Below are 14,648 nucleotides of genomic sequence, written 5' to 3'. Positions count from 1 at the left end.
GGAACCTTATTTTAATTCTGAACAAGATGAATGTGGGAAGTGAAATAATTTTCCTGAAGACGATCTTTTTTCAATCGTCATTTCGATAAAGCTTATAACTACTCAAGAACAGCGTGAAGTATGAAAAGGAAACTAGCCATCCTGATAGCTGGAATCGCCATAGTAGCAGTTGTGGTGTCTATCCCCATATACCTTGCACTGAGCAATCCAAGTCCTGTGGTGTTATCAGCCTCAACCGCTCAATCCGCGCTGGGAGGTTCATGGCAGGTTCTGGATAATCAAACGTACCTGAAGGAATATCCAACCAGCACTATCTCAATCTACTACGCCAATGGTACTAACGTCACGGTACCCTATCCTCACCAAGTGAAGTCAGTGGATCACGAGGTTCTTGTGGGTAACGTGAATGGGACCAAGGTGATAATGAAGGTAAACGTCATGACGTTTACGTCCAACGTTAGCCTCTGGGCAGACAGAATGATGTTCGGATTCCATGGAGGTCTATTCCACCGTATTTTTGGGTTCAACGTTACAACCTTTGATGGATATACGGTGATTTACGCAGAGAACTCCTTCTTCTACCCACACACATACCTGCTGGCATACAAGGGAAATACCCTGATTGAAATAAGGCTGTTTAATCTAACCGCATCTCAACAACAGATGGAGGAGATACTGGCAGGTATCTCGTGATCGCTACGTAAAGCAAGTCAGTATTCTTTTTTCGCACAACCCTTGAACCCATTTCACCACTATGTCCTCGATTTCACGATACAGGTGTTTTGGAGGGGAGTGCCTCATGTTAAGTCTTACCATCTCACACTCGTTTCCCGCCTCCCTCACCTTCTCACACAATCTCTCCGAATGAATGATGGGGACCACATCGTCGTTCTCGCCGTGGATCAGAAGTACATTCCTCAGGGAAGAGGCGTAGGTGATTGGGGAAGTTTCGATTAGCCTTTCCCTGGAGAAGGTTGAGAGATACCTGTAGAGTTTTCCCTGTTCGCTATCCTCAGGAAATCTGGATAGATGTTCAAGCTGAAGTATCCTGTCCGTGGGGGCTGAAACAGCTATCACGGGCACAAACCTCCTAGCCCCCGCGAGGAGCGCCACTGTGCCTCCCCTGGAGTGACCCGCCACCAAATGAAAATCCTTCCTTAATACGATCTCCAGTCCCTGCTCCACATCGTAATCGAAGTCCGGAACCTCCACAGTTCCGAACCTCCTGAGGGGTGTGGAAAGCCATTCCACCTTGGATGGTGAGGAACCCTTTCCGTGTAATACAATTGAATTCATTTGAGTGTAGGTGAATATCGGGGAATAAACTTACCTGCACGGTTCACGCAACTGTTTACAAAAAGTAAACCTTATTTTCCTTGTTTTCCTGTTTATATTCATGAGTCGAACCGTCACGCTCTCAGTCAGGATACCTGAGGAGCTGAAGAGGGAGCTGGAGAAGTACGGAATTAACGAGGCGGAGGTCATTAGGAAAGCTCTGATGCTGGAGGTGAAGAAGGCCAGAGCCAGGGAGCTGAACTCCGAGCTGAACAGGATAGATCACATATTGCGTAAATTGTCAGCCAAGGAGGGAACAGAGTCAATCAGGGAGGATAGGGAAAGTGGATGAGTTACATCTTCGACTCCTCCTCAATCTACAGGGCAATCCTTGAAAGGAAGGTGAACCTGCTGGGAGGAAACTACACGGCACATCTGGCCAGATCGGAGCTGGGTAACATTGTATGGAAAGAGGTGAACCTCAGGAAAAGGCTCTCCAGAGAAGAAGGGATCAGGTTAACCGAGTTCGTGGAGAAGGTCCTAGATACCATGATAATCACTGAGGTTAACATGGTGAAGATAGAAATGATAGCCATCTCAAACGATATTACCTATTACGACGCAACGTTCGTAAGTCTGGCCAGTGAGCTTAACTTTCCTCTGGTGACTGAGGACGAGAGGCTTAGAAGAAAGGTTGAAAATAGAGGGATAGTGGACGTGATCTCCCTTGACGAACTGGGGGAGTGACATCCCTGTCCTTCCAAGAGTCATGAAGGAGTAATCTTCACAAATGAACTTTTAAACATTTGAGGAATTCCTCAACTGTGCCATCAAAACAGTACCTGGGATTAATACTGCTGATAATATTCTGGGGATCTGCGTTTCCCATAATTAAGCTTGCTTTGGAGTTCATGTCCCCCTTCATGATAGCATTGATAAGGGTAACTGTGGGAGGGACACTGCTATTTCTCTTTGTGAGGAAGCTGGCTTACGGCGTCAAGGAGTCTATCTCGGCCCTGTTGAACATAGGGATTTTCCTCATTCTTCTCAACTTGGGCATACAGTACTCGGCCAATCCAGGACTGGCCTCAACCCTCATTTATACACAACCGGTCTTCGTTCTCATACTTTCGAGGCTGGTCCTGAAGGAGAGGATAAACCTCCTGCAGGCCCTGGGGATTGTGCTCGCTTTCACAGGCGTAATAGCGTCTGTGGGAATAGGTAATTTCGATTTGGGCAGTATCATAGCCCTTCTCGGAGGTCTCACGTGGGCTGTGGGTACCATTTACTACAGGATTTACCTTAGGGATAGGGACGTACTGGCGTTAAACGCCTATATGTCTCTCTTTTCTGGCCTTTTCATTGCACCAGTTTCCCTGCTTGAGCCAAGGATATCTCCTAGCCTGGAGGGAATAGGACTGACCCTCCTAGTCTCAGTAACGGCACAGGCCCTTGGGTTCATCCTCTGGTTTAACGCGGTGAAGTCCATTGGCCCAGTGAAGGCAAGCACAGTAGTCCTTCTAGTCCCCGTATCCTCTTACCTTTTCTCCTACCTGCTCCTTGGGGAGTTACCAACGCTCGAGGAAGCTGTGGGTTCGGCCATAACACTATTGGGAGTGTTCCTGACCTTCATACCTGGAATAAACGTGAGAAGGGGTTAACGGGAGAGGAAGCTCTTCATCCTCTCCTTTGCCTCGCCGGATAGTGACATGAAGGAGAGTTCCCTTATGGCCTCCCTAACATGCTCCCTGCTTTTGCGCAACCAAGCCTTGATTACCTTCACCGAGCTCTGATCCATGGATGAAATCCTTGAGATAGTCCTTTTCACCTCGGATTGGAGGTCGTCCGTCACAATATCCACCAGACCTATCTCCCTAGCCCTCACTGCATCTATTTCCTCCCCCGTAATCGCCAACCATGCCACGGAACGCCCAATGGAGTTATACCCGACGGACAGGGCCATAGGCGGGATGAGACCCAGTCTCCCCTCGGGGATTGAGAACTTCGCTGACTTCACAGAGATGACCACATCCATGAAGAGAAGGATCTCACATCCCCCACCATAGGCCAACCCATTGACGGCACCAATCACGGGTTTAGTGGATGATATGAGCCCATCTACTGCATACAGCAACGCGCTGAAAAAGTTCTCGGCGTCACTCTGATCTCTCAACTCTGCCATGGCCCCAATATCGTCTCCAGAGCTGAACGCCCTTCCCGTCCCTGTGATCACTATTGCTGTGGAACTTGAGGAATCTCCCCTCCTCAAGTGGTCTCCGAGGAGTTTCCAGCTTTCCCGATCAAGGGCGTTGAGTTTCTCAGGTCTGTTGAAGGTTATCCAGGAAACTCCTTCCTTCTCCTCGTAAAGGACCTTCATGATCTCATTTTCCTAGTTATCTCACTACTTATCTCCTTTTCGTCGCTGGCATTCATGATCTTCCTTGTCGCCTCGATCAGGTCTTGCTTTCTCGTCCTTTCAGCAATCTCCTTTAGCTCCTGCATCTTCCTTGTGGCCTCAACCTGCATACCCGACTCCAGGAGTTGGGATATCTCCCTCATTTTCTCGTAATACTCCACTTCCCACAGAAGGTACTTGTTCAAACCAGACACGAACTGGGCGCTATCCGTGGCTGGAGTCAGTGAGATGGACCTTTCCAAGGAGTGCTCCCTCTCGTCAAAGGTATCGGTATAGGTCAATCTCACCCTCACCACCTCTCCTGAATACCTAGGAGGGACTTGGACGAAACCGTAAATCCTCACCACGCCCTCCACAGTACCAAGGTAAATGGGAGGGGTATAATTCACGAAATTGAGGGGGAACCTGGAGAAAAAGTCAACCTTGGCTCTGATTCCCCCTGATGGCTTTGCCCCCTCCTCCTCCATTATCCTGGATATCTCACTCACATCATTCACGTGATAGAAACGTCCATTGCTGAGATCTGCCAGACTGCGAAGAATCTTGGCGTTGTATTCCCCCACACCTATGGGAATGAACTGGGAGAACCTGGGAAGTTCCAGTTTCGAGTACTCCCTTTCATCCTCGACGTCAGTGGGGTAGCCGTCCGTGATGAGAAGTATTCTGGCAGGGTTCTCATCTATCAGGGAGATGGCCTTTTTCACAGCTGTGTAGAGGGCGGTGTTTCCATCAGCGGTAATTCCCTCTAAATACTCCATTGCCACGCTTGGAGGAACCCTCCTGCAGAGCACATTCACGTTGTCTGAGAAGGTTATGATGGTGACCTTCGTGGTGGACTCGGCCTTCTCCAGAAGCTCCCTTATGGCGTCAAGTGCCACCTCCAGTCTGTTCTTAACTCCAATATCATCCTTCAGGTATCTCACCTCATGGCCGTCTACCACAGCTGTTCCAGCAATGAGACTGTCGTCAACCTCCGGAGGGTTGTCAATAATGGTCATGGAACCGCTCGTGTCAAGAACAATGAAGAGGTCAAGCGGAACAGGTTTCACTTTTTCTGGAACCACGGTGGTCCTGAACGCGAACCTCAACTCGCCATTCCATGAAAACGAGTGAGAGCCCTCCAAGCGTAGAGAAAGGACCATAATAAAAATATACAGAGGCAGGTTATAAATAGTAATGAATTACCTTCTGCGGAGGAAGTTACTTAACCAAATCTAAAGCTGACTCCCCCTTCAGGAAACCTGAAGGATATGGCACCGAATGGACAAGCTACCAGGGCTGCTCCGCACTCCAAGCATCTCTCGTAGTGCACCTCTATCACGTCCCCCGCCCTCTCGTAAGTTCCTGCTGGGCAAACCTTGACGCAGGGTTTTTCCGCACAGGTCCTGCATATCTCCAAGTTAACCTTGATGTGTGACTCCCTGTCAACCCTGTACTTATTCAGGGATAATCTCTTCACTAGGTCCATTTACATCACCTTAGTTAGGTCCCTCACCACCTGCGTCAGTGTGAGGTTATCCTTCTTTACCTCCTCCTGAAATACGTTCATAAATGTTTTCCTCTCCCCATCCACCGTGAACATTCTGGATAGAACCCTGCAGAAAAGTTCCGGGTACACCCTGAATAGCCTCTCGTTATTCATGAGTTGAAAGGCCCTGCTAGCAGTCTTTAAATCCCTCATGACGAAGGAGTCCTGAAGCATCTCCTCGTAGATCTTGGTATTGGATGGGTCTCCTTTCTCCAGTATCCTCTTTGCTGCCTTTCCAGCTACCATTCCTGAGCCTATGGCAAGATCCATTCCGCGTATGACGAACCCGTCATTGATCAGGAAACCTGCAGCGTCACCGGTCACGAGGAGGTTGGGTGCACTGAGTTGGGGAAGTCTTGCGTAACCGTAATAGGGAATGAGGTGGGCGGAATACTCCAGTATTTCACCCTCCACTCCCAGCTTGGTCCTGAGGTCCTCCACAATATCCCTTGCCAGGACATTCTCCTTCTGCAGGGAGCTAACCTTTACCGTTGCCCCTATGGATAGGGTGTCCTGGTTAACATACATGAATCCACCCCCTAGAAGACCGTTCAGGTAACCCACTAGGACCCTGGCCTCTCCCTCCTCTGGCACACGATCAGGTTTTATTACCTCCTTAACTCCTAGCATGAGCAGTTCTGGAGAGAGGGATCTGAGTCCCAGATACCTTGATACGCCCGCGGTGACCCCATCGGCCTCGATAACTAGCTTGGCCCTTAGGTCTCCCCTGTTAGTCCTCACAGTTATACCCTGATCCTCCCTCATCGCGTCGTGAACCAGAGTCTCATACATGACCAGAACCCCCTCCTCCTCTGCCTTCTTGGCAAGCCATGGGTCGAACCTGGCCCTCAGCACAGAGTAGCTATTTCTAGTGTTAGGATCATAAAAGGAGAAGGTTAACTTCTTCTCTCCGCAGGCAATCTCGTAGGTCTCCCTCACAATGGGTTTCTCCAGAGGAGCATCATCCACGTTTACCAGGCTTTTCAGCGCGTGAATGTACATTCTTCCTCCGCTAACGTTCTTAGCCCCGGAATACTCACCCCTCTCCAAAACTAGGGTGGAAAGGCCTTCCCTGTTAGCCGTTATTCCCGCTGATAGTCCGGCGAGACCACCACCCACCACTATAACGTCAGCGTCAAAGCTCATTTCGAAAGCCTCCCAATCATCACCTTACAGAACTCTATGGCATCACCAACCACAAGGTAATCGCAGTTCTCCGAGATGGGGGCGTTCTTATCCTTATTGACGGCAACAATCACCTTGGAGTCCCTTATCCCAGCTATGTGCTGGGGCTGTCCTGAAATCCCCAAGGCAATGTAAAGCTGTGGTCTAACCTTATTCCCTGAGAGCCCTATCTGCCTATCCTCGGGGAGCCAGCCCATCTCCGCTGTGACGGGCCTGCTACCCCCCACCGCACCGTTGAGCAATCTGGCCAATTCCTCGGCATACTTCACGTTATCCTTGGATCCCATTCCCCTTCCCACGGACACTATTATCTTTGCCTTGTCCAGACTCACAGACTGCTGGGCAGTTTTCCTCTCCTTCAGGGTGATCACAGATCTGGGCAGATCTACCCTCTCAACCTCCCCCTTGAGCAGGTTGGGCTCCATGGTGTTCTTCTGTACAGTGATCACAGCAGGTAGCTTTAGCCTGAGCGTGGCAATCCCAACCCCGCTGTAAACAGGCCTTCTCACCATGAGAGAGGAACCTTCAAGCTTAGCATCAATCACGTCTGAAGCAACTGAACTCCTGAGCTTTCCCGCTAGGGAAAAGGCAAAGGTTCTATCCCGTTTAGTGCCCCCCGCTATCACCACGTCCGGTTTAAGGGTGGAGGCAAACTCAGCTAGGGGGAGCTCCCACGCTCCCTCCAATTTGGGAACGAACACCTTGTCCACATACCTGCTCTCTGAGGGATGAATTCCCAGAATCTCCCCTCCCAGTTGCTGTGCTACCCAGGAGGAGGACCTGAAGAAGTCTGGGTCTTCAGATACAACTAAAACTCTCATAGTACTCCCTCCCCCTTCAGGTAGTTGATGAGCTGGTCCACTGCCTCATTCATGGGCTTTTCAATTATCACCTTCTTCCTCGTCGTGACAAAGGGCTGAACCTCAACCAGTTCTGCCAAGGGTTGAGATGAGAAATTAATCTGCTTTACAGGTTTCTTGGCTGACTCCATTATCTGCTTCACTGAAGGCGTCCTAGGCGTGTTTATCTCACCTGTCACTGACACCACTGCTGGAAGGGGTGCCTCAACAACCTCTACGTCCCCAACGCTTCTCTCTGCCGTGATTGAAGAGTCCTGGATGGAGAGGGACCTAACATAGGAGACAAGGGAATAACCCAAGATCTGTGCAAGATAAGGAGGAAGAGCTGAAGTGCTACTATCGGTGGTGGTCTCTGCCATTATCACAAGCTTAGGTGAAATGCCCCTGATCGTCTCTGCGAGGGCCATTGCTGTTCCCGCCACGTCCAAGTAACCGGCTGAAATTGCGACCACCTCGTCCAAACCCATGGAAAGAGCATCCCTTATGCTCTTCCTGTCTGTGTTACCCACGGTGACACCTATGGCCTTCCATCCCAGCTTCTCCTTCACCCTTACGGCCTCCTCTATAGCGTTCTTATCGTAGGTGCTTATCTTCACTGGAACGTTAGTCTCCACCTTTCCCCCTATGACCCGGACTGACGTATCGTCTGGGACTACCTTAAAACAAGCTACTACTGACATGATAATAACTACCCTTGAGAAACATAAATTAGTATCTTTGAGGTTTAGCGACGTATAGAATCATTTAATTACAAGTAATACCTAAAATACATGAAGATGATAGGCCCTCAAGGAAGAGGAGATTTCATTACTGGGAAGTTTGGACAAGGTTAAAAAAGCAGTATGATAAGAAACTTAAAAATGAAGATAATCCTGCTGGTTACCCTCTTGGTGTTGGCCCTTGTTCCGCTGACCAGTTCCCAGACTCTAGTTCAGAACGTGATATATAACGTGCAGAGCGTGGATGGGGTGTTCCACTCCAACGTGACTGGAGAGAACTACATGGTTGGGGAATTTCAGGGGGAGATATACGTGTGGGAGAACGCCTCTCCAGTACCGCTGGGACAGGGGGTTGTGAGGAGCGCGGGACTGGAGGGAGATTACGTGGTTGTGGAGGGATACGTGGTTGTGAACGGAACGCCCCTGTCAAGGATGTGGATTCTGAACGTGCTGAACAATGGGGAGATGGAGGTTCCCCTGTCGGGGAACTACATGTTGATCGGAAACGTGGGAGATTACCTGTTATTGAGCTACAACGAAAGTTCCGGGATTTACATGACGGCCCTGGACATGAGCACGGGGAAATTCCTTGACGTTAGTATTCCCCTGGGACAGGGGAGCGAGGTGGAGGCAGTGATGGTGAACTCCACGGGGGATAGCGCCAACCTTCTGGTATGGTCCTCGAACGGAGGAGTAGTGCAGGTTGAGACAGAGCAACTTTTCCTGCTCTCTGGAACAATCATATCCAGCCCGCCGGAAACCCTCGTATCAGCTCCAGGTAAGGTTCTTGTGATACATGGGGGATTGGTGGTGGAGGGCTCCCAGTCCTACGTGGTCACCGACTCAGGTAAGGTTCTGTACGTCCCGGGCCTCACCAGCGTTGCGGGCGGATGGATCAGCGGTACGGCGTTTATCCTCAACGGCTCCAGTCTCGTGGTTGCGTCCTCCACCACCTCAGTTATCCTGCTTCCCTCCCCTGGCCAGCTGGTGATACCCGGACCTTTCAACGTGAGCTACGTGATATCGGGGGATCAGACCTACGTGGTGAGGGATGGGGCCATCGTCTCCTCCACGACCTTCACCGCGACGTCCCTGCTGTACGAGAGCGAGGGTACGGCCTACCTCCTGTCCCCTGGAGAGCTTGAGGAGATGAACCTGTTCACGGGAGGGGCAACAGAAACCCCCATTCAGGGAGTTGTGGAGGGGTTCGTCCCACTACAGGGAGGGATCCTGGTGTATACGCTGGTAAACGACGCGGTTTACGTGTACCTGGCCTCCTCCCCGGGGTTCACCGCGTCCATCACCCTGAACTATCCAGGTTACTGGATCCTGGAACTGGGGAACGTGGAGGTAAACGTCACGGGGACGGTGAGCCTGGTACTGCCCTCCCAGCAATACGCCTTCACGGCGCAGCCTGAGCCCGGCTACAACAGCATTAGGGGCGAGCTCTCCCCAGGCAACTCCACCCTGGTTTTCACCCCAGTGAAGTCGCTTTACACCCTGTTGATTGTGGGCTTTGGTGTCCCTCGCTGGAGCGTGGAGATAGGTGACAGCCTAATGAACTCCACCGGGCTCCTGGTCCTGTCCGAACCCGTGGGGACTTACCAGTTCAGGGTTATCCCTCCAGCCTACTACAACTACACCGTCAAGGTGGTTGCTGGCCAGCTCTCCAACGGGGAAATCAAGGTGTCGCCCTCATCGTCCAGCCTGGAGCTCAACGGCAGGACCTATCATAACGTGTCACTCTACCTGGAGATTAACTTCACCGAGGAGAGGTTTACCCTACACGTGGAGGTTCAGGGCCTCTCCCATGTAACCCTTGACCTGAACGGGACGGTGTACAACATAACGGGAAACTCAACCCTATACCTGCTTCCTGGGGTCTATTTCGTTAAGGCCTTCTCGCCCGCTGGTTATAACGTAACCTATCCCTTGAAGGTCAATGTTCCACTCAATACCACCCTCACAATAACCTTCATAAAGAACATGACTCGACCCATAACTCCACCGCCTACCTCAAACGTGACCAAAGCACCACCTAAACAGAACTTAACAATCCAACCTACACAGACGCCTGGTATATCTCCACTTGGTATATCTCCCATATACCTGAAGGTTATATCCCTCCTGGTCTTCATAGCTGTGGCCATCATCATAGCATTCAGGGTAAAGTAACTCACCTAGTTTTTCATTCACTTTATTGCCATAAGTTCATTGAGAACTTCTTGGATAGATGGTCTCTCAGTGGGATCGGGATCTGTCATTTTCCTCACCAGGCCCTCCACTTCATGGAATCTGCTCAGCCTTAAATTGGAATGAACGGTAGCATATGCTCTTTTGGCCCTCTCAAGGTTTGCTCTAAAATCTCCCCTCCTCAAAAACGCGTCAACAGCACCATCCATTTCCCTGACCACCTCCACAGGGTTAAGAGATGTCCCGTTAATTAGCCTGTAAATGGTTGCACCCAGGGCGAAAACGTCCATGTCAGGCCTAGCACCCCTTCCCAGCAACATGTCCTCTACCTGATCTACAGGACAGTATTCCGCGGTATACTCGGTAATTCTCTCACCTCTTCTCCTCGCAGATCCAAGGTCCCCAAGTTTCACCATAGTTCTACCGGCAATCAGGTTGTTCAATACCTCTCCTCCAGTATTACCCGGAGGCTCTGTGAAGAAAATGTTCCTGGGCTTAACGTCTAAATGTACATAGTTCTCCCTGTGAACCACGGATAATGCCCTCACTGTGCTCGTGAAGATGAGCTTCACCACGGAGGGCCAATTGGAAGAGAGGAACACAGCCTCCTTCTTTACCAGATCCTCAGCAGTGCCACCTGTCATTAACTCCATAATTATGGCAGGGGGATTGGTCAGATATAGATAGGACTTTCCTTCCAGAATCTCCTTGATAGTGTTTACATCTGCGTAAACTCCATACAGTTTAACTATGTCGTTAGATCGCTCGGAAATCTCCTGTAGTTTTGACGATTCCTTACTTAAATCCGAGAAGGTTGATATTCCAAGCCTTGTAGAGGAGCTTGAGGAAGAGGGTGAAACGCTGGCTATCTTTATTGCATACCTCCTGTTCTCCCTCTTCCCCAGAAGGACGAACGACGTTCCCCCAATACCGAGGACTCCTTCCACATCATATCCGTAAACAGTTTTCCCGATCCAGATCTTGGGATCCCAGGAGCTTAGGAGGGGTGGAGAGATCGTCACTTTTCTTCTCTCCACTCTGGTAATTTCACCCTTCTGAGCCTCAACCACCACTTCATACGTTTTCCCCTCCAGGGAGGTAAGAGTCGCAGTATAAACTCCAGTGTCAGGGTTGCTAAAGGAAATATCTTCGTCGTTTACCTTGATCCTTATCTTATCCACCGGCGATTTAGAGCCATCCACCAGGGTTTCAGCGGTGATGACTAGATCTGGCCATCTTTGATCTATCTTAAGACTGATTTCAAGGTTAAGAGACTCGACCTCAACCTCCCTTGATACAGAAACTGTGTTACTCCTGATGGTGGCAGTGGCTTCTATCACATACTTTCCAGGGGAAGAAATTGGGTATTCCCCCGTGTACTCCTTGCCGTTCTCCTGAAGTTTCACAGGATCACCATTAACAGTCACGTCAAGGGAGTTAACCTTGCCAGTTACCTTGACCACTATTTTCAGTTTGTTGCCATTTAGGCTGTACTCTATCCTGATGGGAGTGGAGGCTAAATGGGTGACTGTAATATTCTGCGTAACGCATTCGCCGGCCACACAAAGTTTAACTTCATGAGCCCCCGGACCTGTAAAGATCGTGGAGGTACATTCGGAATTGTTACAGGAGAACTTTTGTGGTAAAGAGTCAACCAAAAGGGTGGTCTTCATCCCCCTCTCTGGAAACCTTACAACTATCTTGTTCCCTTCAGCTTTCACCTCAAGTCCCTTGACCTCCTTTCCTTCAGCAATGCTCACCGAGCCTATCTGGAGAGGGAGGGATGCAAGCTGAATGGGACCTAACAGGTATACCAGTCCTGACAACGCCAGGAAAATCAGTGGGACTGGTCTCCTACCGCCTAGAGCCAAGATAATGACTGAGACGAGGAAAGCTATGCCTCCCCACAGCGTTATTGAGATTGACGACACCGAGAGAAGAGTTGAAATGCTAAAGTTGAGGAGATTGGAACCAGTGACCATAAACTGGGAAACTAGTACCAATGCAAGAGCTGGTATCACGTTCCATTTGCTTTCAATCAACTTCATAACAGGGGATATGAAGAGAGGAATTCCAGCCAGAAACGGAAACCAGGAATAAACGCCAGACTCAACCAGAATTATTCCAGTAACTGAATAGGAGATCCCAAATACAACCAGAAATACGAGAAGGGGTACCAGGAACGGTTTCCTTAAATCTCCTGCGGATAAAGCGAGCCCTAAAGACGAAACTGTCAAGAGAATCGCCACAACTAAATTCAGGTTCGAAATATCGAGGAAAAGTGGGACCACAAACAGGGTTACGGAATAAACAGGGATGACGTAAAGATTAGCCCTGGGGAAGGCAAGAGGTATACAGGAAATAAGGAGAGAGAGACCAGTCAAAAGGGCATAGGTGGAGACGTGAAAATCGTCAAAGAGGAAGAAGACAAGCAGGTAGGCGACAAATGCCATGTAGATGATAGAAAGGGCCTTGAAGGTGGGTCTCTGCACAGCGTTTCCCTTGAGTATAAATCCTTCAATCCTATTTTAACTTCGCCATAATAGAAAACTGATAGCATTACTAGGCCTTGAACAGAAAGTGAGGGTTCAAAAATAAAATTGCAGTTAAGTCTTAAAGCAGGGACATTCCAAGTTGTTCCAGGGAGTTCAAGCTGGGCAAGGCTCCTGAGCTACCCACATATGAAATTTGAATGAAGTGAGACCCGCTCACCATATAGACTATCTCTGTTTGTCCAAGGGAGTACGTGGATACCCATACATTATTTACCAGCTGTGGACTTGAAGGTGCCACAGACTCCAAGTAGGACAGTGCAGCATGATTGGATGGGAAGTAAACCTGGAGAACAGTTAGTAAATCTCCCCCGCTATCCGTGAGGTTGGCATAGGATATTGCGTAAGATCCGAAACTCTGAAGAAACGCAGTGGGAGAGCTATCAGCTACCCCCTTAAAAGAGCTAACCAGTGACCATCCAAGGCCTGTGTAATGATCAAGAACCGAGAGTGAGGGTATTGATGGAACTTGAGCGCTCACATTTCCCCCCAGGAAACCCAGGGAGAGAGCGCCCGCAATGAGCACTATGGCTATGACCTCGCCTATCTTTAGGCTAGTGTTCAAACTTTTTCACCATTATTATATCTATTAACAAAATATGGGTAATAAACTTTATGTTCATATGTAGTTAAGTGCACATAAGAGTATACTTCTTTAGTTCTTTCTATATATAACGATAAACTTAAACATATGCAACTTTTAATGTTAGATATCGATAATAGCTTATGATTCAAAGAATACTTCTTCCATTACTTGGCAGTTTAGGGCTCATTGACATAGTTACGACGTATCTAGGTGTTCAAGCGGGATACACGGAACAGAACGCATTATTGCACATGTTTCAAGGAAATCCCTTATTCCTTCTCTTGTTAATGACCTCACTCAAGGTTATTGCAATCGTTGGCTCCGCATTCTTGGTAAGGAAATCGGTGATTTTACCAGCCCTAGTGCTGGTTGGGTTATTTGCAATAGCCGATTTATCCAATATGTTAACCCTTTTCTAACGTTCTCAAAGTAATTTCACATTCTTCATATTGATGAGGAATTGGATATATCATTCATCAAGAGTAACTTAACACAGCGTAAAGGCACGACATTGAAACAGTGAACTGCCCCACCCTCACGGATGAGGCTTCTTGGTTCATTGACCATGCTCGATCCCCTCCATCCACAGCGGAGGTTCCGTCGAATGGAACCCATCCTTGACGCCCCGTGTGGCAGGAGGGTTACGGAGGCATCGGTCTCCGCAAGCTTAACTTCGGGCTGTTCCATCCCTAGGTGGCCATCCCACGGCTATTACCGCACGATGGGGTTTGGCAGGCCACAGTTAATTTACGTATGTTATCATTTAAAACCTTTCTATAAGGGGGCTATCCATCCCTCACAGATGGGGTCCTCCGCCCCCTTAACCCCCAAAGAGATAACGGGCATAAGTTCGTTAAACGATTTAAAAGTTTTTAGTAGAGACGATGATCTCTTCTAATTAATTAAAATTCTTTCGTGTGTTTCCCTTATGATTCAACCGATTATTATTTTAGTAAGGTTATCTTCAAAAGGTTTTAAGCAATTTTGTGCTTAAACAAGATAATATTATAGTCTAGCAAATACACATATCCTTTCTTTTAAACCTCATCCAAGAATCTTAATAAATGAACAGGAAGTTATTTGGTCTTGCCCTAGTCCTCGCCGTGACGGGGCTCAATCCGGTAACCGAGAGCGCGGAATTTCACTCCGCAACCGTGTACATGTTATCCCATTATGTGGTGGTGGCCTCAGGTTTCATTTTTGGTTACACCCTCTTGAGATCAGATTGGAAATTTGCAGTGATTGGGGTGATTCCAGTGTAGCATTTCCCTGAACTTGACGTCAGTGCCTCGGCCCTTGAAAAGTTTTTTACCAGGGTAATACGCGTTTTGAAT

The 14,648-nt window shown here is 48.9% G+C and carries 17 protein-coding genes; 7 read left to right on the top strand and 10 right to left on the bottom strand.

Going from position 1 to position 14,648, the window contains the following annotated elements:
- Nucleotides 1–120 precede the first annotated feature (120 nt).
- Nucleotides 121–693: a zinc ribbon domain-containing protein gene (locus L3N51_RS10590; RefSeq protein WP_238027188.1), complete on the top strand. Its 573-nt coding sequence runs from the start codon at nucleotides 121–123 to the stop codon at nucleotides 691–693.
- A gap of 3 nt (nucleotides 694–696) precedes the next feature.
- Here L3N51_RS10590 and L3N51_RS10585 read toward each other — a convergent pair whose 3' ends face one another.
- Entirely contained in the window at nucleotides 697–1,296 is a 600-nt protein-coding gene (locus tag L3N51_RS10585) for an alpha/beta hydrolase family protein (RefSeq protein ID WP_238027187.1), read from the bottom strand.
- Nucleotides 1,297–1,396: 100 nt separating this feature from the next.
- Here L3N51_RS10585 and L3N51_RS10580 point away from each other — a divergent pair, with 100 nt between their 5' ends.
- From L3N51_RS10580 to L3N51_RS10570, 3 genes are all read left to right on the top strand, one after another.
- Nucleotides 1,397–1,627 carry a CopG family transcriptional regulator gene (locus tag L3N51_RS10580; RefSeq protein WP_238027186.1) on the top strand — a complete coding sequence of 77 codons (231 nt, stop codon included), beginning with the start codon at nucleotides 1,397–1,399 and terminating at the stop codon, nucleotides 1,625–1,627.
- Nucleotides 1,624–2,022, top strand: a complete 399-nt coding sequence (locus tag L3N51_RS10575) for a type II toxin-antitoxin system VapC family toxin (protein ID WP_238027185.1) — start codon at nucleotides 1,624–1,626, stop codon at nucleotides 2,020–2,022. Before L3N51_RS10580 ends, L3N51_RS10575 begins: the two co-directional genes overlap by 4 nt.
- A gap of 77 nt (nucleotides 2,023–2,099) precedes the next feature.
- Complete coding sequence (locus L3N51_RS10570) at nucleotides 2,100–2,936, top strand: DMT family transporter (RefSeq protein WP_238027184.1); 837 nt, start codon at nucleotides 2,100–2,102, stop codon at nucleotides 2,934–2,936.
- Here the strand turns inward: L3N51_RS10570 and L3N51_RS10565 are convergent.
- The 6 genes from L3N51_RS10565 to L3N51_RS10540 all read right to left on the bottom strand — a co-directional run bounded on the left by L3N51_RS10565 (nucleotide 2,933) and on the right by L3N51_RS10540 (nucleotide 7,944).
- Entirely contained in the window at nucleotides 2,933–3,655 is a 723-nt protein-coding gene (locus L3N51_RS10565; RefSeq protein WP_238027213.1) for an enoyl-CoA hydratase/isomerase family protein, read from the bottom strand. The genes L3N51_RS10570 and L3N51_RS10565 overlap by 4 nt on opposite strands.
- On the bottom strand, nucleotides 3,649–4,833 hold the full coding sequence (locus L3N51_RS10560) for a VWA domain-containing protein (RefSeq protein ID WP_238027183.1): 1,185 nt from the start codon (nucleotides 4,831–4,833) through the stop codon (nucleotides 3,649–3,651). Before L3N51_RS10560 ends, L3N51_RS10565 begins: the two co-directional genes overlap by 7 nt.
- 62 nt (nucleotides 4,834–4,895) lie before the next feature.
- A complete protein-coding gene (locus tag L3N51_RS10555) occupies nucleotides 4,896–5,159 on the bottom strand; it encodes a ferredoxin family protein (RefSeq protein WP_238027182.1) in 264 nt (87 codons plus the stop codon).
- A complete protein-coding gene (locus tag L3N51_RS10550) occupies nucleotides 5,160–6,365 on the bottom strand; it encodes an FAD-dependent oxidoreductase (RefSeq protein WP_238027181.1) in 1,206 nt (401 codons plus the stop codon).
- On the bottom strand, nucleotides 6,362–7,225 hold the full coding sequence (locus tag L3N51_RS10545; protein WP_238027180.1) for an electron transfer flavoprotein subunit alpha/FixB family protein: 864 nt from the start codon (nucleotides 7,223–7,225) through the stop codon (nucleotides 6,362–6,364). Before L3N51_RS10545 ends, L3N51_RS10550 begins: the two co-directional genes overlap by 4 nt.
- Nucleotides 7,222–7,944: an electron transfer flavoprotein subunit beta/FixA family protein gene (locus L3N51_RS10540; RefSeq protein WP_238027179.1), complete on the bottom strand. Its 723-nt coding sequence runs from the start codon at nucleotides 7,942–7,944 to the stop codon at nucleotides 7,222–7,224. The genes L3N51_RS10545 and L3N51_RS10540 overlap by 4 nt, the downstream gene beginning before the upstream one ends.
- Nucleotides 7,945–8,124: 180 nt before the next feature.
- Here L3N51_RS10540 and L3N51_RS10535 point away from each other — a divergent pair, with 180 nt between their 5' ends.
- Nucleotides 8,125–10,158 carry a hypothetical protein gene (locus L3N51_RS10535; RefSeq protein ID WP_238027178.1) on the top strand — a complete coding sequence of 678 codons (2,034 nt, stop codon included), beginning with the start codon at nucleotides 8,125–8,127 and terminating at the stop codon, nucleotides 10,156–10,158.
- Nucleotides 10,159–10,175: 17 nt separating this feature from the next.
- On the opposite strand, the gene L3N51_RS10530 is transcribed toward L3N51_RS10535, so the two are convergent.
- Together L3N51_RS10530 and L3N51_RS10525 are read right to left on the bottom strand one after the other, a co-directional pair.
- Nucleotides 10,176–12,668: a protein kinase domain-containing protein gene (locus tag L3N51_RS10530; RefSeq protein WP_238027177.1), complete on the bottom strand. Its 2,493-nt coding sequence runs from the start codon at nucleotides 12,666–12,668 to the stop codon at nucleotides 10,176–10,178.
- A gap of 121 nt (nucleotides 12,669–12,789) precedes the next feature.
- Nucleotides 12,790–13,293: a hypothetical protein gene (locus L3N51_RS10525; RefSeq protein ID WP_238027176.1), complete on the bottom strand. Its 504-nt coding sequence runs from the start codon at nucleotides 13,291–13,293 to the stop codon at nucleotides 12,790–12,792.
- Nucleotides 13,294–13,454: 161 nt separating this feature from the next.
- On the opposite strand from L3N51_RS10525, the gene L3N51_RS10520 reads away from it, so the two are divergent.
- Nucleotides 13,455–13,733 (top strand): DUF5658 family protein, encoded by a 279-nt coding sequence (locus L3N51_RS10520; protein ID WP_238027175.1) that lies wholly within the window; start codon nucleotides 13,455–13,457, stop codon nucleotides 13,731–13,733.
- A gap of 25 nt (nucleotides 13,734–13,758) precedes the next feature.
- Here the strand turns inward: L3N51_RS10520 and L3N51_RS10515 are convergent, their stop codons facing one another.
- On the bottom strand, nucleotides 13,759–14,001 hold the full coding sequence (locus tag L3N51_RS10515; protein ID WP_238027174.1) for a hypothetical protein: 243 nt from the start codon (nucleotides 13,999–14,001) through the stop codon (nucleotides 13,759–13,761).
- A gap of 377 nt (nucleotides 14,002–14,378) precedes the next feature.
- Here L3N51_RS10515 and L3N51_RS10510 point away from each other — a divergent pair, with 377 nt between their 5' ends.
- Entirely contained in the window at nucleotides 14,379–14,576 is a 198-nt protein-coding gene (locus L3N51_RS10510) for a DUF1404 family protein (RefSeq protein WP_238027173.1), read from the top strand.
- Nucleotides 14,577–14,648 lie beyond the last annotated feature (72 nt).

The organism is Metallosphaera javensis (ex Hofmann et al. 2022) (assembly GCF_022064045.1).
GTDB lineage: Archaea > Thermoproteota > Thermoprotei_A > Sulfolobales > Sulfolobaceae > Metallosphaera > Metallosphaera javensis.
Note: the sequence above shows the minus strand (reverse complement) of the source record. Positions and strands in the feature narration are given on the sequence as shown.